The following is a 17,861-nucleotide window of genomic DNA, read 5'->3' on the forward strand; positions in this document are numbered from 1 at the left end:
CTTCCTCCCTGAGGCGTGTGATGAGTGTGAGGAGTGCCAACCACAATGAAAATCAAAGCAATTAGCATTTGCAATATTAAAAAATCGATTCAATTAATACCTTGCCTTCCAGTACGCTGAAATTAATATATTGATTGAATTATCCAGTTTTTAATCAGTTACTGGGAATCAATATCATGAAAGTCGACAAGAAGGTTCTTCAGCTTCTCAATGGCCAGCTGAAGCATGAATTGACTGCAATCAACCAGTATTTTTTGCACGCGCGCATGTACAGGCACTGGGGCCTGAGCGCGCTTGGCAAGCACGAGTATGAAGAGTCGATTGAAGAGATGAAGCACGCGGACAAGCTCATTGAGCGCATCCTCATGCTCGATGGGCTTCCGAACCTCCAGGACCTCGACAAGCTGCTGCTTGGAGAAAATACCGAAGAGATGCTGGCCTGCGACCTGAAACTTGAACTTGTTTCACAAGCCAGTTGTAAAGAAGCCATCAAGTACTTTGAATCCGTCAGCGATTACGTGTCGCGGGAAATCATTGTCGGGATTCTGGACGACACGGAAGAGCACATCGACTGGCTCCAGACCCAGTTGGCGCTTGTCGCGAAGGTTGGCCTGCAAAACTACCTGCAGTCCGCCATGGGTGCTCCCGGCTGATACCGGCTGATCCAGACTGATACCGGCTGATCCCGGTTCAGCGGGATCGACCGGGATCGACCGGGCGCCGCCCGGCGCCCGGCCATGCACTGGTGCGCCCTTGCGCACCCAGGCCACTCACACAACACCTCTGCCCGGCTCGCGCCTCCCCCTCGCCAGCGGCGATGATCGTCATTGCCACGGGCATCCTCGTTTTGTTATACTGAGAATCGTTCTCATTTCTTTTGTCCGGTGCCGCGCACCCCCTCCTGAGTAAACAGTGCCCATGCCGGCCGCCGATTCTCCGCGTCAGCGCGACTTGCTCACGCTTTACAGTGACCACCACCGCTGGCTGTGCGGCTGGCTGCGCAAGAAGCTCGGCTGCACGCATCGCGCCGCGGATCTGGCCCACGACACCTTCCTGCGCCTGCTTGCCCGCGAAGAAGCCATCGCGATCCAGGAGCCGCGCGCGTTTCTGACCACCGTTGCCCAGCGGGTGCTGGCCAATCACTGGCGGCGCGAGCAAATCGAACGCGCCTACCTTGAAGCGCTGGCGCAGTTGCCGCAACCGCTGGCGCCCTCGCCCGAAGACCGCGCCATCCTGCTGGAAACCTTGTTTGAAATCGACCGCTTGCTGGCCGGCCTGCCCACGCCGGTCAAGCGGGCATTCCTGCTCTCGCAGCTTGACGGCCTTGGCCAGGCCGAGATCGCCACGCAGCTTGGCATCTCCGTGACTACCGTGAAGCGCTACCTCGTCCGTGCCGGCACGCAGTGCTATTTCGCGCTGCCGGTGGCTTGACATCATGCCGCTAAACACACCCGCGGGGATTCCCCCTGAGGTCGCCACGCGCGCGGTCGAATGGCTGCTCGCGCTGCAAGCCGAGGATGCCACCGGCGCCACGACGCTTGCCTGGCAGCAGTGGCTGAAAGCCCACCCCGATCACGCTCGCGCCTGGCAACGCATCGAAGCGGTCAATGGCAGGCTGCGCGCGCTCTCGTCGCCGCAGGCCTCGGCCGTGGCCCACGCCACGCTGGCGCCGCCCCGCTCACCCCGGCGCCGCGAGGCCGTCAAGACGCTGGCGCTGCTGGTGTTTGCCGGCGGCGGCGCGTGGATGGTGCAAGAGCGCACACCGTGGCGCGAATGGGTGGCGGATGAGCGCACGCGCGTGGGCGAGCGGCGCACCGTCGCGCTGGCAGACGGTACCGTGGTCTCGCTGAATACCGATAGCGCCTTCAACGTACGTTTCTCACATGCCGAGCGCCGTGTGCGGCTGCTTGCCGGCGAAATCATGGTGGCTACCGGCAAGGACGGCGGCGCGGGGGCGCGTCCCTTCATCCTCGAGACCGCGCACGGAGAACTGCAACCGCTCGGCACACGTTTCACGGTGCGGTTGCAGCCCGACGCCAGCCGCGTCGCTGTATTCGAAGGCGCTGTGGCAATCCGCCCGCGCGACGGGCATGGCCTGGCACGCACGCTGCAAGCCGGCGAGCTGGCGCGTTTCACCGGCACGGCAATCGGTGAGCCCGAGCAGGCCAACGACGCCGATACCGCCTGGGTCGACAACATGCTCGTGGCCAGCGGCATGCGCCTGGACCGGTTCCTGGCCGAACTTGGTCGGCATCGTCCGGGGCTGCTGCACTGCGATCCGGCGATCGCCGGCCTGCGCGTTTCCGGCACGTACCCGCTGGCGGATACCGACCGCGTCCTCGATATGCTGCGTACCACGCTGCCGGTGGAAATCCGCTTCATGACACGCTACTGGGCAACCGTACGGCCTGCGCGCCCTTAGGTTCAGGTACCCGTTCCTTTCCCCGAAAAAATCCTTGCCGGAGGTGGTCTGTTTTTGATTCTCGCGTGACATGGGAGGTAAGCGCACCACATCTTCCATCCTCCACCGAGCCATCGAATATGGAACCTCATCAAAACGCCGGCGCCTTTGGCCGCATCAAGCGGCAGACGCTAGCGTCCGCCATCGGGCACGCCGCGCTCGCCATGGGCCTCACCACGGCCAGCCTGCTTCCCGGCACGGCGTGGGCGGCGGACGCACCTGGGGCGCCAGCCGCCGCCAGGGCTTACGACATCCCCGCCGGCCCGCTCGAGGGCGCGCTCAACCGCCTGGGCCGCGAAGCCGGCATCTTGCTTGCCTTCCCCACGGAAACCACCGCCGGCCTGCAAAGCAAGGGCTTGCACGGCCGCTATAACGTGCCGGACGCGCTGGCCCAACTGCTGCAAGGCACCGGCCTGGCCGCCGTGGCGCAGGCCAATGGCGGCTATGCGCTGGTCAGGCGCATCGAGCCCTCGGCAGCGGCACCCGCCGCGAGCGGCCATGAGGCCGCCCTGCCGCCGGTCACCGTGCGCGCCGATGCCGCCCGTGAAGACAGCTACCGTCCCGCGCCCACGGCATCCGTGATGCGCTCCGACACACCGTTGCTCGACACCCCGCAGGTAGTGAACGTGGTACCGGCGCAGGCGCTTCGCGATCAGCGCCCCCGCAACCTGGACGACGCGCTCGGCAACATCAGCGGCATCACCCAGGGCAATACGCTGGCCGGCACGCAGGACACCATCATGAAGCGTGGCTTTGGCGGCAATCGCGACGGCTCGGTGATGCACAACGGCATGCCGCTGATTCAGGGCCGCGGGCTCAACGCGGCGGCCGACAGCGTGGAGGTGCTCAAAGGCCCGTCTTCGCTGCTGTACGGCATCATGGATCCGGGCGGCGTGATCAATATCGTCAGCAAGCGGCCCATGCTGCAGCAGTACAACGCCATCTCCGTGCTCGGCTCCACTTATGGCCACGGCAAGAACGGCGCGGGCGCCACGCTGGATTCCACCGGCCCCATCGGTACCTCGGGCCTGGCTTATCGGCTGGTGGTGGACCAGGTCAACGAGCAATACTGGCGCAACTTCGGCGAGCATCGCGAGACGCTGGTAGCGCCCTCGCTGGCCTGGTACGGCAAGGACACGCAGGTGGTCCTGTCCTACGAATACCGCAAGTTTCTGTATCCGTTCGATCGCGGCACGGCCATCGACCCGAAGACCAACGAGCCCCTTGCCATCCCCAGCCGGCGCCGGCTGGATGAGCCGTTCAACAGCATGGACGGGCAGTCCCACCTGGTGCAGCTGGCGGTCGACCACCAGTTCAATGCCGACTGGAAAGGACACTTCGGGTACAGCTACAACCGCGAGAGCTACGACGCCAACCAGTTGCGCGTGTTCGGGGTCAACGCCACCACCGGCGTGCTGTCGCGCAGCAACGACGCCACCCATGGCGCCTTGAGTACGGACAGCTACGGCATTGCCTATGTGGATGGCAGCTTCACCGTGGCCGGGCTGCGCAACGACCTGCAGGTCGGTGTCGACAGCGAGTACCGCAGGATCTACCGCGCGGACCTGCTGCGCCAGAACACCACCCGCGCCTTCAACTACCTGAATCCGGTCTACGGCCTGGAGTCGCCATCCAGCACGGTCTCGGCGAGCGACAGCGACCAGGCGGACACGCTGCACAACACCTCGTTGTTCTTCCAGGACAGCCTGCACCTGGGCGAGAAATGGATCCTGGTGGGCGGCGCCCGCTTCCTGTCATACAGCCAGGTCGCCGGACGCGGCCGTCCGTTCAACGTCAACACCGACATCAACGGTAACAAATGGCTGCCGCGCGCCGGCCTGGTCTACAAATGGACCAAGGCCGTGTCGCTGTATGGCAGCTACACCCAGTCCCTCAAGCCAACCTCGACCATCGCGCCGCTCAGCTCCGGCGTGGTGATCGACTCGGGCGTGCTGCCGGAAGAGGCCCGGTCGTGGGAACTGGGCACCAAGCTGGACCTTCCGGGCAGCATGACCGGCTCGCTGGCGTTCTTCAATATCGACAAGAAGAACGTGCTGGTGTCCCAGTACAACGACGTGACCCGGCTGACCGACTGGCGCACCTCCGGCCGCGCGCGCTCGCGCGGGATCGAGCTGGACGTGGCCGGCCAGATCGGCGAGCACTGGAACCTGATCGGCAGCTACGCGTATATCGACGCCAAGACCACCGAGGATCCCTTGTACGCGGGCAATCGCCTGTGGAATGTGGCGCAGCACACGGCGTCCCTGTCGGCCGTCTACGATTTCGGCCAGATCTTTGGCGGCGACAAGCTGCGCCTGGGCGCGGGCGCGCACTATGTAGGCAACCGCCCGGGCGATTCGGCCAACAGCTTCACGCTGCCGGCCTATACCGTGGCCGACGCTTTCGCTACCTACGAGACCAAGATCGGGCAGCGCAAGCTCAGGTTCCAGCTCAACGTGAAGAACCTCTTCAACCGCACCTACTACCCGTCCAGCGTCAACAAGTACTTCGTATCCGTGGGCGATGCGCGTCAGGTCACGCTCCTGTCCACCTTTGAATTCTGAGCCACCGATTACCCGATTACCTGATTGCCCGATGAGGAAGACTGACACCATGCCGCTCGAAAACTACCGCCCCACTGCCTGCGCCAGCGTCATGGCCAGAGCGCTCCGCGCAACGATCGCCGCCGTGCTGGTGGCCGCCTGCGGTGCCGGCATGTCCGCCCACGCCGCGCAGCCCAGCGGGCAAGGCAAGAGGATCGCGTTGATCGTCCAGGCCGCAGGGCCCGACATGCCCGTCGACCAGAAGATCAAATCGCACCTGGAAGCACGCGGCTACGCGGTCAGCCTGGTTGAGCAGGATCAATCGCCCGACGCAGCGCGCGACGCGGATCTCATCGTCATGTCGTCCACCATCTCCGCCAAGCGCGTCGCGGCCGGATGGCGCCAGTTGCCCAAGCCGCTACTGACCTGGGAGAACGACTTGCTGGACGACCTGGCCATGACCGGCAAGCGCCACGACGTGGACTTTGGCGAGGCGCCGAAGGAGCGCTATGTGTGGCTGGTCAATGCGCCGCACCCCATGGCAGCGGGCCTGCCGGCCGGAGCGATCAGCGTCTACAACCGCCAGGCCGGCATGAGCTGGGGCAAGCCCGGCCTGGGTGCCAGCATCATCGCCACGCTATATGGCCAGCCTGAGAAGGCCGCCATCTTCGCCTACGAAAAGGGCGCGACGATGGACTATGAATCGATCGCCCCGGCACGCCGCGTCATGTTCTTCCTCGACAACGACACGTTCAGCAACCTTGCGGCGCCGGGGCAGCAGCTCTTCGACGCGGCGGTGGATTGGGCCGCGGGCTTGCGGTAGGACGCCGGCAAGGGGGGCTTCCCTTCCAGTTCGCCCGAATTTACAAAGCATATACTTGTGTAATTGAAGGCGACACCTTATTATCCAAGAACTAATTTGGATAATAAGGCAATGACAGCCAGCCTGTCGCCCCTCTCTCAATGTCTCCTGACCAAGCCGCTACCGGCACCTGGCGCAACCTGCTGCGCGCAAAAAACGGGCTGCTCGCCCTGGCCCTGACCGGCGGCGTGGCGCTCCATGCCATCAACGTTCACATTGTCACCACCGTGCTGCCATCGGTGGTGCAGGACATCGGCGGCCTCGACTGGTACGCCTGGAACACCACCCTCTTCGTCGTGGCCTCCATCGTCGGCGCGGCATTGTCCGTGCGCCTGCTGGCCGCGCTGGGCCAGCGCGGCGCGCCCATCGCCGCGCTGGCGGTGTTCGCGCTGGGCTCCGCTGGCTGTGCCCTGGCGCCGTCCATGCCCTGGATGCTGGCCAGCCGCGGCGTGCAAGGCCTGGGCGGCGGCACGCTGGCGGCGCTGAGCTATGCGCTGATCCGCGTCGTGTTTGCCCCGCCGCTGTGGCCGCGCGCCGTGGCGCTGGTCTCGGGCATGTGGGGCGTCGCCACGCTGTGCGGGCCGGCTGTCGGCGGGCTGTTCGCGCAAATCGGGCATTGGCGCTGGGCGTTCTGGGCGCTGCTGCCGGTGTCGTTGATGCAGGGTGTGCTGGTGGCCGGGCAGTTGCGGCCCAACGGCAAGCCGGCTGCGTCGGGCGCGGCGCCAAGCGTTCCTGCTGTGCAGATCGCGTTGCTGGCGGCTTCCGTGCTGGCGGTGGCCGCGGGCAGCCTGTCGGACGAGATGGCCTGGCAGGCCGCCGGCATGGTGGCAGGGCTGATGCTGGGCGCCATGGCGGTGGCGTGGGACCGGCGCGCGCCAGTGCGATTGCTGCCAACCGGCGGCACCAAGCCCGGCACGCCGCTGGGCGCGGTTTACGCCAGCGTGGCCTTGCTGCTGGTCGGCACCACCACCGAGGTCTTCGTGCCGTATTTCCTGCAAACCTTGCACGGCCACACGCCGCTGGCCGCGGGATACCTTACCGCGGCCATGGCGGGCGGCTGGAGCCTGGGCGCGCTGCTCTCCTCCGGCCAGGACAGCGAGCGCGCGGCGCGCCTGCTGCGCGTGGGGCCGGTGCTATGCGCGGCCAGCTTGCTCGCACTGGCGCTGGCTGTGCCGGCGGGCGCAAGCCTCGCGCCGGCGGTGCGCACGCTGCTGAGCGGCCTGGCACTGGCCGGCGCGGGTGCCGGCGTGGGCATCGGCTGGCCGCATCTGCTGACACATGTATTGACGCTGGCGCCGCGCGGCGAGGAAGGCATGGCCTCGGCCGCGATCACCACGGTCCAGCTCTACGGCATGGCGATCGGCGCGGCGGTCGCAGGGCTGGTCGCCAATGCGGCCGGGCTCATCACCCCCGGCGGCACGGCAGGCGCGCAGTCCGCCGCCGCCTGGCTGTTTGCCAGCTTTGCCCTGGCGCCCGCGCTGGCCGCACTGGCGGCGCGCCGGATCACCCACCGCGCTGCAGGCGCATCACGATGACTTTGCCTGCCCCTGTCTGACGCTGCCAGCGCAGCCACGCCCCAGGTTCAGGCAGCGACCGCGGCGTGGGCAGAGCGGCACTACGGTGCACTGCGCGGGCCTCAGGCCCGCCCTACCGCTTCAGCGCCATCGCCAGCACACGCGCCACGTGCATGGCCTCGGTGTCGGCGCCGTCCAGGATCTGGTGGCGGCAGCTGGTGCCGTCGGCCACCACGATGGCGTTGGCGGCGCGCTTGCGCACCGCTGGCAGCAGCGACAGCTCGGCCATGGCCTTGGATGCCTCGTAATGCTCGGCCTCGTAGCCAAAGCTGCCCGCCATGCCGCAGCAGGACGATTCCACCGGGGAGACCTTCAGGCCGGGGATCCAGCCCAGCACGGCCTGCACCGGGATGAAGGCGTCGAATGCCTTCTGGTGGCAGTGGCCATGCACCACGGCCTCGCTCGTCTGCAAGGCATCGAGATCGAGCGAGAGGCGGCCGGCTTCCTTCTCGCGCACCAGGAACTCCTCGAACAGGAAGGCTTGTGCGGCCAGCTTCCTGGCCTCGTCGCCGTAGCCATAGTTGAGGAACTCATCGCGCAAGGACAGCAGGCACGAAGGCTCCAGGCCGACGATGGGGATGCCGCGATCGACATAGGGCTTGACCGCATCCAGCAGGCGCCGCGCCTCCTCTTTGGCCTGGTCCACCAGCCCCGCTGCTAGAAAGGTGCGGCCGCAGCACAAGGGGCGCTCGCCTTCGCGGCGGTTGAAATGCACCGTGTAGCCCGCCGCCTCCAGCACCTGCTGCGCCGCCAGTGCGTTCTCCGGCTCCATGTAGTTGCTGAAGGTATCGACGAAGAGCATGACTTCGCGCGCCCCCCCGCCTTGGTGCGTTGCCTTGGCTTGCGACAGGAACGCGGCCTTGAAGCGCGGCAGCGAGCGCTGGGGCGCGAATCCCATGGCCCGCTTCACCACGCCGGAGATGCCGGGAATGCTATCGGCCAGCGCCAGCAGCCCGGCAAGGCGGCTCGCCACGGGCGCATAGCGCGGCATGAACGCCACCATGCGCTCGCGCAGGGTGATGCCGTGCCGCCGGGCCCAGGCATGGCGCGCCTCGATCTTGAACCTGGCCATGTCCACACCGGTCGGGCAATCGCGCTTGCAGCCTTTGCAGGAGACGCACAGATCGAGCGCTTCCTTGACTTCGGGGCTGGCAAGGCCGTCATCGCCCAGCTGCCCCGACACGGCCAGCCGCAGCGTATTGGCGCGGCCGCGCGTGACGTGCTGCTCGTCCTTGGTCACGCGATAGCTCGGGCACATGGTGCCCGCATCGAACTTGCGGCAGTGGCCGTTGTTGTTGCACATCTCCACCGCCGCGGCCAGGCCGCCGGCGCGGTCGGTGCCCGTGCCGGGCGCCGTTTCCTCGCCGGTCAGCGGGTTGCGGCTGACGTTCCATGCGGACCAGTCGAGCGCCGGCGTGAGCGGCAAGGCGGCATAGCCCGGCGCAAAGCGGAAGTTCTCGCGCGCGTCCATCCTGGGCGGGCGTACGATCTTGTCCGGGTTGAAGCGGTTGTCCGGATCGAACAGCGCCTTGATCTCGCCGAAGGCGGCGTTGATGCGCGGGCCGTACTGCCAGGCCACCCATTCGCCCCGGCACAGGCCGTCGCCGTGCTCTCCGGAGTACGCGCCCTTGTACTCGCGCACCAGCTCCGCCGCTTCCTCGGCGATCTCGCGCATGCGCGCCGCGCCGTCGCGCCGCATGTCCAGGATCGGGCGCACATGCAGCGTGCCCACGCTGGCATGGGCATACCAGGTGCCCTCGGTCTCGTGCTTGTGGAACACGGCGGTAAGCCGGCGGGTGTACTCTGCCAGGTGCTCCAGCGGCACGGCGCAATCCTCGATGAAGGAGACCGGCTTGCCGTCGCCCTTCATGCTCATCATGATGTTGAGCCCGGCCTTGCGCACGTCCCACAACGCCTTCTGCGACTTGGCGTCGGCCATCTTGACCACCGAGCCGGGCAGCCCAAGGTCGCTCATCAGCGCCGCCAGGTCGTCGAGCTGCGCCAGCAGCGCGCTGTGTTCCTCCCCTGCGAACTCGACCAGCAGGATGGCCTGCGGCTCGCCGGACAAGGCGCTCTCGATGACGGGGCGGAACGCCGGGTTCTCCATCGACAGGTCGATCATGGTGCGATCCACCAGCTCCACCGCAGCCGGCTTGAGCCTGACGATATGCTGCGTCATGTCCATGGCCTGGTAGAACGTGGGGAAATTCACCACGCCCAGTACCTTGTGCCGCGGCAGCGCGGACAGCTTCAGCGTGACCTGGCGGCTATAAGCCAGCGTGCCCTCCGAACCCACGAGGATATGCGATAGATTGGCGTAGCCGTCGTCGGTATAGGCGCGCGGATTCTGGCATGCGAACAGGTCGATGTTGTAGCCGGCCACGCGGCGCAGCACCTTGGGCATGCGCTCGGCGATCTCGTCCCGCTCGCGCGTGGCGATGCGTTGCAAGCCATTCAGGATGCCCGCCACGCGCGGATCGGAAACGGGCGCCTTCAGCGAGCCGAAATGGCATTGGCTGCCATCTGCCAGCACGGCATCGATGCCCAGCACGTTGTGCACCATGTTGCCGTACTCGATGGAGCGCGAGCCGCATGAGTTGTTGCCGGCCATGCCGCCGATGGTGCATTGCGCCCCCGTCGATACATCCACCGGAAACCACAGGCCGTGCGGCTTCAGCCAGGCATTGAGGTGGTCCAGCACGATGCCTGGCTCAACCGTGACGGTAGCGGCCACCGGATCGAAATCCACCACGTTGTTCAGCCACTTGCTGTTGTCGATCACCAGCGCCTCGCCAACCGTCTGGCCGCACTGGCTGGTGCCGGCGCCGCGTGCCAGCACCGGGGCTTTTTCGTCGCGGGCGATCTCCAGCGCCAGCAGCAGGTCCGCCTGGTCCCGCGGCACCACCACGCCGATGGGCGTGATCTGGTAGATCGAGGCATCGGTGGCGTAGCGGCCCCGGTTGGCGCGGTCGAAGAACACGTCGCCGCGCAGTTCCTTGCGCAAACGGGCCGAGAGCGGCGACAGTGCCGGGCCGGCGCGGCCCGGCGACGGCACAAGATGGATCGGCTTGACGAGCATCGGGGAGGAGGATGGGTTCATGGCTTTCTGCCAGGGCTTGTGTGGAGGGGGTTGCCGTGCCGGTGCGCCGTGTCATGCGAGGATCAGCGCAACCGGCGGCTGGCGAGCTCCTGCTCCGGATAGGAACGGAGATGGGGATAGGGCCGGCGCATGGTTTGCGGGTCGGTTGGCATGTCTGCGTGGCTCAGGCGCGCAACGGCTTCGCGGCATCCGCGGGCTCGGTTTCGAACTTGCTCTCGGGCTGCATGCGCAAGGCCAGGATCACGCCGATGCCCATCAGCACCATGCTGCCGATAAACGGCAGCTCCCAGCTGCCGAAGCGGTCGATCAGGTAGCCCGAGAGCACCGGCGAGATGATCGCGGCCAGCGCCGAGCCGGAATTCATCATGCCGCTCGCGGTGCCGGAGTGCTCGGGCGCGATGTCCATGGGAATCGCCCACATCGGCCCGATCGTCATCTCGGCAAAGAAGAAACCGGCGGCCAGGCAAGCCATCGAGACATAGAGGTTGTGAGTAAACAGCAAGGGGAGCAGCGACAACATGGTCAGCAGCATGCAGACCGCCACCATCCCGCTGCGCGCGCGCTTCAGGCTGCCGGTACGGTCATAGAGCTTGTCGGTGACGATGCCGCCCAGGGTGTCGCCGATCACACCGGCAAAGAATACGGCGGAGGCAAAGATGGCGGACTTCTTCAGGTCCAGGTCGTAGCTATGCAGGAAGTACTGCGGAATCCAGCTCAGGAACAACCACAGCGTCCAGCCGTAGCAGAAGTAGACGATGGTGACCGGGGCCATGCGCTTGAACAGGCGGCGCCAGGGCACGTCGACAGACTTCTTCCTGGGGGCGGGCAGCGTTTCGAGTTCTGCCGGGGTCATGCGGGGATGGTCCTTCGGATGCTCGGTGAAGGTCACCGCCCACAGCGCCACCCAGACCAGGCTGATCGCGCCGCAGATGTAAAACGACTCGCGCCAGCCGTAGACCGCCATGATGGCGACGACCGCCGCCGGGGCCACGGCGTTGCCGACCCGGGCGCAGGCATGGGTGATGCCCTGCGCGAAGCCGCGCTTTTCCTTGGGCACCCAGCGCGCCATGGCGGCGGTGGCCGCCGGAAAGGTAGCGCCCTCGCCCAGGCCCAGCAGCAGGCGCGCGGCGAGCAGGGAAACCAGCCCGCCGGCAAAGCCCGTGAGCAAGGTGGCGACGGCCCACAGCACGCCGCAGACCATCAGGGTGCGCTTGGCGCCGAACCGGTCGCTGACCCAGCCGCCGATGATCTGGAACACCAGGTAGGGATAGGCAAAGGCCGAGAACACCAGGCCGATTTCGGTCTTGCTGAGGTTGAACTCCTGGCCAAAGCCGGCCGCGGCCGTACTCACATTGACGCGGTCCAGGTAGGTGATGAAATACATGATGCATAGCATCCCCAGCACGACGCTGGTTGCACGCAGGCGCTTCATGGTTTGTCTCCGTTGTGTTGTTCCTGCCCGCCCGGCGGGGCGCCGGGGCCGAGGCAAATTCATCGCGGCCGGCTCTATGGCCGGTTCCCGCTGCTGCGCACGGGCGGTGGCATGGCTGCCGAACGGCAAAAATGGGCAACACCTGTCCCTGGCCTCACCCCAGGGGTGAAGCCATGCCTGATTGCACTTGTTCGCTTGCTATTGCGTTGCGCGGGTTCAGGAAGGCCGCCCGGCCCTCCCGCGCTGGCTTATGCCGCGGCCTTCAGCACCGGGCTAGCCGCATGCGAGGCCAGGTACTCCATCGCCGCCACGACGCCGCTGGCCGCCACCGGCACGCCGGCGAGCTTCAGCCCCATTTCGCAGCCGGACAGCGTGGCCATCAGCGTGAGGTCGTTGCAGTCGCCGAGATGCCCGATACGGAACATCGTGCCGCGGATCTTGCCCAGCGCCTGTCCCAGCGACATGTCGAAGCGTTCATAGATGCGCTTGCGCACTTGGTCGGCATCCACGCCGTCGGGCATCATCACGCCCGTCAGCACGGGGCTGTACACGGAGGCATCCGCGCACTGGATTTCCAGGCCCCAGGCCCGCACCGCGCGGCGCGTGGCTTCGGCCAGCCGCTGGTGCCGCGCGAAGACGTTGTCCAGGCCCTCCTCCAGGATCATGTCCAGCGCCTCGGACAGGCCGTAGAGCAGATTGGTGTTCGGGGTGTACGGCCAGTAGCCGTTCTTGTTGGCTTCGATGATCTCGTCCCAGGCCCAGAACGCGCGCGGCAGCTTGGCCGCCTTGCTGGCCGCGATGGCCTTGGGCGACAGCGCATTGAAGCTGATCCCCGGCGGCAGCATCAGCCCTTTCTGCGAGCCCGATACCGTCACGTCCACGCCCCACTCGTCGTGGCGATAGTCCGCCGAGGCCAGGCCGGAGATGGTGTCCACCAGCAGCAGCGCCGGGTGGCCGGCGGCGTCGATGGCGCGGCGCACCGCGGCGATGTCGGAGGTCACGCCGGTCGAGGTCTCGTTGTGCACCACGCACACCGCCTTGATGGCGTGCGCGCTGTCGGCGCGCAGGCGGGCTTCGATCATGTCGGCCTGCACGCCGCGGCGCCAGCCTTCGATGCCCGGCAGCCCGAGGAATTCCGGCTTCAACCCGAGCGCTTCCGCCATCTTTTTCCACAGTGTGGCGAAGTGACCTGTCTCGAACATCAGCACCGTGTCGCCGGGGCTCAGCGTGTTGGTCAGCGCGGCCTCCCAGGCGCCGGTGCCGGAGGCCGGATAGATGATGACCGGCTGCTCGGTCTTGAAGATCTTCTTGATGTCCGCCAGCACCTTGCGGCCCAGCGCGCCGAACTCCGGGCCGCGATGGTCGATGGTCGGGTAGCTCATGGCACGCAGGATCCGGTCGGGCACGGGGCTCGGGCCGGGAATCTGCAGGAAGTGGCGGCCGGCGGGATGGAAGTCGAGTTTGATCATGGATTGTCCTTCCTTTGTGAATTATGCATTTTGCATTCAAAATACTTTAGCAGACGAAACGCACCACCTCCAAGCGCTGTTTTGGCCTGAACACTGGGTGTTTACCCCGAATTTGGGTGCCTGCGAAGAGATGCAGTAGAATGCGAAAAACGCAAAGATAAGGACTTTGAATGCAGAATCCATCTGGCAGCGACCTCACGCGCCCTGCCACGGTCCTCCCCAAGGTCGAGCGCCAGCGGCTGCACGACACGGTAGTCGAGCACCTGCGCAAGTTCATCGTGGAAGGGGTGCTATCCTCGGGCATGAAGCTCAACGAGCGTGAGTTATGTGAAACGCTGGGCATCTCCCGCACGCCGCTGCGCGAGGCGTTCAAGGTGCTGGCGGCGGAGGGCCTGATCGACATCTCGCCCAACCGGGGCGCCAGCGTCTCGCGCATGACGGAGGCGGAAGTCTGGGAGACGTTCGAGCTGATGAGCGGCCTGGAGGCCTTCTCGGGCGAGCTGGCTTGCGAGCGCATCACGCCGGCCGAACTGGCCGAGATCAAGGCGCTGCATTATTCGATGCTGGCCTGCCGCGTGCAGAACGACCTGCCGGGCTACTACAGCCGCAACCAGGAAATCCACGACCGCATCAACGAGGCGGCGCGCAATACCGCGCTGCGCCAGACCTACCAGGGCATCAACCGCCGCCTGAAGGCGCTGCGCTTTCGCTCCAACCACCAGACCGACAAGTGGGACCGCGCCGTGCATGATCACGAAGACATGATCAAGGCACTGGAGGCGCGTGACGGCAAGCTGCTGGGCGCCATCCTCAAGCGCCACTTGCTGGAAAAGCGCGACGCCATCATGCAGATCCACCCGGATCCGGTCGGCGACCCGCCCGCCCACAACGCCTAAAGTCAGACGATCTCCGATAGCCGTGCGCTGGCACTGGACCAGAATGGAGTGAGCCGCTATCTGCAAGACCCCCACAGGAGATCGTCATGACAGCCCATAACATCCACGTTTTGCCACATGGTTCCGGATGGGACGTGATCCAGGAGGGCGCGCGGTATGCCAACTCACATCACGCGTCGCAGGAAGACGCCGTGGCGGCCGGCACGCGCGACGCCCAGCGCGAGCAGGTCGAGTTGTTGATTCACGGACTGGACGGACAGATCCGTACCCGCAGCAGCTTCGGGCAAGAGCCTCGCTCGACATAGCGCTGAAGATGGCCAAGCCGATGCGCGAAGCCGAACGGCACGAGATGGCATCCACCAGCCAGAAGGGCAAGCCGGGACATAAGTCCAGGTCCTGGCGCCATGCCCCGCGTGGAGCGGCACCTACGTGCCGCTCTTGTCCCCTGTGCTGGCCACTGTTGCCGCCGCCTGTGCCGGCGCAGGCGTCGCGGGCGGCGCGCCACTGATCTTGGGCACGCACTCGGAGCGGAACCACGCAACGGTGATCGGCTCGCCGGCCATCAAGCGCTTCGCGGTAGGCACCACCTGTTCGCCAACCAGCATCCCAAGCAGCCCGATCAAGGCAATGGCGGGCGGGGCCGGCGAGCGGACCTGCAGCAGCGCATAGATGATGCCGACCAGAATCCCCGCGCCGAACGAAACAAGAAACAGCTTCATGGTGCTTCTCCCTGGAAGTAGCCGCCGGTCAGGATGGTGGTGCGGGCCAAAAGCAAAAGGTGTTCCCTGCTATCAGAAATCAGAACGCCCAGCAGGAGCAACCCAACGCGCCCCAGAACCCGCGGTAATCCGACACCGGCGCGCTGGACTGCCACGCACCCGCGTGTGCATGGCCGTGCACGCCGCAGGCGCTCGCGCAGCCGCAGCCAGCCGTCACGGCCAGCGCCTGCGCGCCCGGCGCTCGGCGTGGCTGGTAACCGCCAAAAGCGCGCACCGGCGCCCAGTCCGGCATGGCGGGTGGCAGCGGCGGCGCCAGCTTGCCGAAGTCGCCATCGCCATACACGACTTTGCCGCCCAGCATGGTCAGCACCGAGGTGATGTCCTGGATCTCGTCGCCCGGCACGGAGAAATAGTCGCTCGACAGCACCGCCAGGTCGGCCAGTTGCCCGGCCTGGATCTGGCCCTTCTTGCCTTGTTCGGAGGAGAACCAGGTATTGGCCTCGGTCCACAGGCGCAACGCGGCTTCGCGGTCGAGCAGGTTGGCCTGCGGATACAGCGAGAGTCCGCCCAGGGTCTTGCCGGTGACCATCCAGGACAGCGACACCCAGGGGTTGTACGACGCCACGCGCGTGGCATCGGTGCCGCCGCCCACCTTGACTCCGCGCTCCAGCATGCGCTTGATGGGTGGCGTGCTCTCAGCGGCCTTGGCGCCATAGCGCTCGACGAAGTACTCGCCCTGGTAGGCCATGCGGTGCTGCACGGCAATGCCGCCGCCCAGCGCGGCGATGCGGTCGATGTTGCGGTCCGTGATGGTCTCCGCGTGGTCGAAGAACCAGTGCAGGCCGTCGAAGGGCACGTCCTTCGCTACCTTTTCATAGACGTCCAGCGCGCGGGAGATGGTCTCGTCATAGGTGGCGTGCAGCCGCCATGGCCAGCGGTTTTCCGCCAGCAGCCGGATCACCGGCTCCAGGTCGCTCTCCATGGAGGGCGGCATCTCGGGACGCTCGACACGAAAATCCTCGAAGTCCGCGGCGCTATAGACCAGCATTTCCCCGGCGCCGTTGTGCCGGTAGACGTCGTCGCCCTGCCCCGGCCTGACCTTGCCGGCCCAGGTCTTGAAATCATTGAGCTCATCCTTGGGCTTCTGCGTGAAGAGGTTATAAGCCAGCCGGATGGTCAGCAGCCCTTCGGCATGCAGGGCCTCGATGATGCTGTAGTCCTCCGGATAATTCTGGAAGCCGCCGCCGGCATCGATCACGCCGGTGACGCCAAGACGGTTGACCTCGCGCATGAAATGCCGCGTGGAATTCTTCTGGTACTCGGGCGGCAGCTTGGGGCCCTTGGCCAGCGTCGCATAGAGGATGGTCGCATTCGGCTTGGCCAGCAGCAGCCCGGTGGGATTGCCCTGGGCATCATGCACGATCTCGCCGCCCGGCGGATTCGGCGTGTGCTTGGTGTAGCCCACGGTACGCAGGGCGGCGCCATTGAGAATGGCGCGGTCGTAAAGGTGCAGGATGAATACCGGGGTATCCGGCGCGGCCGCGTTCAGCTCGTCGATGGTAGGCAGGCGCCTTTCCGCGAACTGCTGGTCGGTAAAGCCGCCCACCACGCGCACCCATTGCGGTGCCGGCGTGCGCGCCACTTGCTCCTTGAGCATGCGCATGGCATCGGCCAGCGAGCGCACGCCATCCCAGCGCAACTCCATGTTGTAGTTCAGCCCGCCGCGGATGATGTGCATATGGCTGTCGATCAGCCCCGGCACAACGCAGCGGCCATGCAGGTCGATCACCTGGGTGCCGCTGTGCGCCAGGGCCATCACATCCTGCCGCGTGCCCACGGCAACGAACTTGCCGTCCTGGATGGCAACGGCATCGGCCTGCGGGTTGGCGCGGTCAAGCGTGGCAAAGCGCCCGTTCATCAGGATCAGTTCGGGCTTGGCGGTGGCATCCATGGCGAGGCTCCGGTCGATGGCAACGACATGCAGCGGGGGCCGCGGCGAAGCGGCACCCGCCGGTTCGGCAAAGCGCAGTCAGCGGGCGGGCACTGCCGGCAGGGCCTCGTGCTTGTCGGTGGTCCGTTGCTCGGCCTTGTGCACCATCGTGTAGGCATAGTCCACGCCCATGCCGTAAGCGCCGGAATGCTCCTTGACCAGTTTCATCACGGCGTCATAGGTGTCGCGGTGCGCCCAGTCGCGCTGCCATTCGAGCAGCACCTGCTGCCAGGTCACGGGGACGACGCCAGCCTGGATCATGCGCTGCATGGCATAGTCGTGCGCTTCCTTGGAAGTGCCGCCCGAGGCGTCGGCCACCATGTAGATTTCGTAGTTGCCCTCGGCCATCGCGCACAGCGCAAAGCTGTTGTTGCACACCTCGGTCCACAAGCCTGAGACGACGACTTTCTTGCGCCCGTTCGCCGCGAGCGCGTCACGTACCTTCTGGTCATCCCAGGAGTTCATCGACGTGCGCTCAAGCAGCGTCTTGCCAGGAAACACATCGAGCAATTCCGGATAGGTGAAGCCCGAAAAGCTCTCGGACTCCACGGTAGTGATCGTGGTGGGAATATTGAAGATCTTCGCGGCCTTGGCCAATCCGACCGTATTGTTCTTGAGGGCCTGCCGGTCCATGGATTGCACGCCGAAGGCCATCTGCGGCTGGTGATCAATGAAAATCAACTGACTGTTCTGTGGCGTCAATACCTCGAGCTTCGGGTTAGCCATGGTGGTTCTCCGATACGGACGTGCCGATGGATTGAGGACGCGTGGTGCCCTCGTCCTGGATTCGCCTGGCGGGCGTGGCGCCCGCATGC

The 17,861-nt window shown here is 65.9% G+C and carries 14 protein-coding genes; 8 read left to right on the plus strand and 6 right to left on the minus strand.

Annotated features, from left to right (window positions below):
- Positions 1–176: 176 nt before the first annotated feature.
- The 6 genes from bfr (at position 177) to ACX12D_RS25515 (ending at position 7,401) form a co-directional block, all read left to right on the plus strand.
- Positions 177–653 (plus strand): bacterioferritin, encoded by a 477-nt coding sequence (gene bfr / locus ACX12D_RS25490; RefSeq protein WP_459376237.1) that lies wholly within the window; start codon positions 177–179, stop codon positions 651–653.
- A 265-nt stretch (positions 654–918) separates the two neighbouring features.
- Positions 919–1,431 carry a sigma-70 family RNA polymerase sigma factor gene (locus ACX12D_RS25495; RefSeq protein WP_441631646.1) on the plus strand — a complete coding sequence of 171 codons (513 nt, stop codon included), beginning with the start codon at positions 919–921 and terminating at the stop codon, positions 1,429–1,431.
- Positions 1,432–1,435: 4 nt separating this feature from the next.
- Positions 1,436–2,422, plus strand: a complete 987-nt coding sequence (locus ACX12D_RS25500; RefSeq protein ID WP_459376238.1) for a FecR domain-containing protein — start codon at positions 1,436–1,438, stop codon at positions 2,420–2,422.
- Between the two features lie 119 nt (positions 2,423–2,541).
- Positions 2,542–5,025 (plus strand): TonB-dependent siderophore receptor, encoded by a 2,484-nt coding sequence (locus ACX12D_RS25505; protein ID WP_459376239.1) that lies wholly within the window; start codon positions 2,542–2,544, stop codon positions 5,023–5,025.
- Positions 5,026–5,074: 49 nt separating this feature from the next.
- Complete coding sequence (locus tag ACX12D_RS25510) at positions 5,075–5,827, plus strand: hypothetical protein (RefSeq protein WP_459376516.1); 753 nt, start codon at positions 5,075–5,077, stop codon at positions 5,825–5,827.
- Positions 5,828–5,967: 140 nt separating this feature from the next.
- The gene (locus ACX12D_RS25515; protein WP_459376240.1) at positions 5,968–7,401 is read left to right on the plus strand and encodes an MFS transporter; all 1,434 of its coding nucleotides are present in this window, start codon (positions 5,968–5,970) and stop codon (positions 7,399–7,401) included.
- A 112-nt stretch (positions 7,402–7,513) separates the two neighbouring features.
- Here ACX12D_RS25515 and ACX12D_RS25520 read toward each other — a convergent pair whose 3' ends face one another.
- The 3 genes from ACX12D_RS25520 to ACX12D_RS25530 all read right to left on the minus strand — a co-directional run bounded on the left by ACX12D_RS25520 (position 7,514) and on the right by ACX12D_RS25530 (position 13,441).
- Complete coding sequence (locus ACX12D_RS25520) at positions 7,514–10,540, minus strand: FAD-binding and (Fe-S)-binding domain-containing protein (protein WP_459376241.1); 3,027 nt, start codon at positions 10,538–10,540, stop codon at positions 7,514–7,516.
- A gap of 163 nt (positions 10,541–10,703) precedes the next feature.
- Complete coding sequence (locus ACX12D_RS25525; protein ID WP_459376242.1) at positions 10,704–11,972, minus strand: MFS transporter; 1,269 nt, start codon at positions 11,970–11,972, stop codon at positions 10,704–10,706.
- A gap of 248 nt (positions 11,973–12,220) precedes the next feature.
- Entirely contained in the window at positions 12,221–13,441 is a 1,221-nt protein-coding gene (locus tag ACX12D_RS25530; protein WP_459376243.1) for a pyridoxal-phosphate-dependent aminotransferase family protein, read from the minus strand.
- 170 nt (positions 13,442–13,611) lie between these two features.
- Between ACX12D_RS25530 and ACX12D_RS25535 the strand changes: the two genes are divergently transcribed.
- Together ACX12D_RS25535 and ACX12D_RS25540 are read left to right on the plus strand one after the other, a co-directional pair.
- On the plus strand, positions 13,612–14,337 hold the full coding sequence (locus ACX12D_RS25535; protein WP_459376244.1) for a GntR family transcriptional regulator: 726 nt from the start codon (positions 13,612–13,614) through the stop codon (positions 14,335–14,337).
- Between the two features lie 86 nt (positions 14,338–14,423).
- Positions 14,424–14,642 carry a DUF2188 domain-containing protein gene (locus ACX12D_RS25540; protein WP_459376245.1) on the plus strand — a complete coding sequence of 73 codons (219 nt, stop codon included), beginning with the start codon at positions 14,424–14,426 and terminating at the stop codon, positions 14,640–14,642.
- 120 nt (positions 14,643–14,762) lie between these two features.
- Here ACX12D_RS25540 and ACX12D_RS25545 read toward each other — a convergent pair whose 3' ends face one another.
- From ACX12D_RS25545 to ACX12D_RS25555, 3 genes are all read right to left on the minus strand, one after another.
- Positions 14,763–15,056, minus strand: coding sequence for a XapX domain-containing protein (locus ACX12D_RS25545; protein WP_459376247.1), 294 nt, complete (start codon positions 15,054–15,056; stop codon positions 14,763–14,765).
- A gap of 79 nt (positions 15,057–15,135) precedes the next feature.
- The gene (locus ACX12D_RS25550) at positions 15,136–17,007 is read right to left on the minus strand and encodes an amidohydrolase (protein WP_459376248.1); all 1,872 of its coding nucleotides are present in this window, start codon (positions 17,005–17,007) and stop codon (positions 15,136–15,138) included.
- Between the two features lie 78 nt (positions 17,008–17,085).
- A complete protein-coding gene (locus tag ACX12D_RS25555; protein ID WP_441631626.1) occupies positions 17,086–17,772 on the minus strand; it encodes a hydrolase in 687 nt (228 codons plus the stop codon).
- Positions 17,773–17,861 lie beyond the last annotated feature (89 nt).

The organism is Cupriavidus sp. PET2-C1 (assembly GCF_054515855.1).

Excerpts from the sequence above, each read along its gene's own strand:
- bfr (WP_459376237.1), top strand. The coding sequence starts at position 177 with ATGAAAGTCGACAAGAAGGTTCTTCAGCTTCTCAATGGCCAGCTGAAG.
- ACX12D_RS25495 (WP_441631646.1), top strand. The coding sequence starts at position 919 with ATGCCGGCCGCCGATTCTCCGCGTCAGCGCGACTTGCTCACGCTTTAC.
- ACX12D_RS25500 (WP_459376238.1), top strand. The coding sequence starts at position 1,436 with ATGCCGCTAAACACACCCGCGGGGATTCCCCCTGAGGTCGCCACGCGC.
- ACX12D_RS25505 (WP_459376239.1), top strand. The coding sequence starts at position 2,542 with ATGGAACCTCATCAAAACGCCGGCGCCTTTGGCCGCATCAAGCGGCAG.
- ACX12D_RS25510 (WP_459376516.1), top strand. The coding sequence starts at position 5,075 with ATGCCGCTCGAAAACTACCGCCCCACTGCCTGCGCCAGCGTCATGGCC.
- ACX12D_RS25515 (WP_459376240.1), top strand. The coding sequence starts at position 5,968 with ATGTCTCCTGACCAAGCCGCTACCGGCACCTGGCGCAACCTGCTGCGC.
- ACX12D_RS25520 (WP_459376241.1), bottom strand. The coding sequence starts at position 10,540 with ATGAACCCATCCTCCTCCCCGATGCTCGTCAAGCCGATCCATCTTGTG.
- ACX12D_RS25525 (WP_459376242.1), bottom strand. The coding sequence starts at position 11,972 with ATGAAGCGCCTGCGTGCAACCAGCGTCGTGCTGGGGATGCTATGCATC.
- ACX12D_RS25530 (WP_459376243.1), bottom strand. The coding sequence starts at position 13,441 with ATGATCAAACTCGACTTCCATCCCGCCGGCCGCCACTTCCTGCAGATT.
- ACX12D_RS25535 (WP_459376244.1), top strand. The coding sequence starts at position 13,612 with ATGCAGAATCCATCTGGCAGCGACCTCACGCGCCCTGCCACGGTCCTC.
- ACX12D_RS25540 (WP_459376245.1), top strand. The coding sequence starts at position 14,424 with ATGACAGCCCATAACATCCACGTTTTGCCACATGGTTCCGGATGGGAC.
- ACX12D_RS25545 (WP_459376247.1), bottom strand. The coding sequence starts at position 15,056 with ATGAAGCTGTTTCTTGTTTCGTTCGGCGCGGGGATTCTGGTCGGCATC.
- ACX12D_RS25550 (WP_459376248.1), bottom strand. The coding sequence starts at position 17,007 with ATGGATGCCACCGCCAAGCCCGAACTGATCCTGATGAACGGGCGCTTT.
- ACX12D_RS25555 (WP_441631626.1), bottom strand. The coding sequence starts at position 17,772 with ATGGCTAACCCGAAGCTCGAGGTATTGACGCCACAGAACAGTCAGTTG.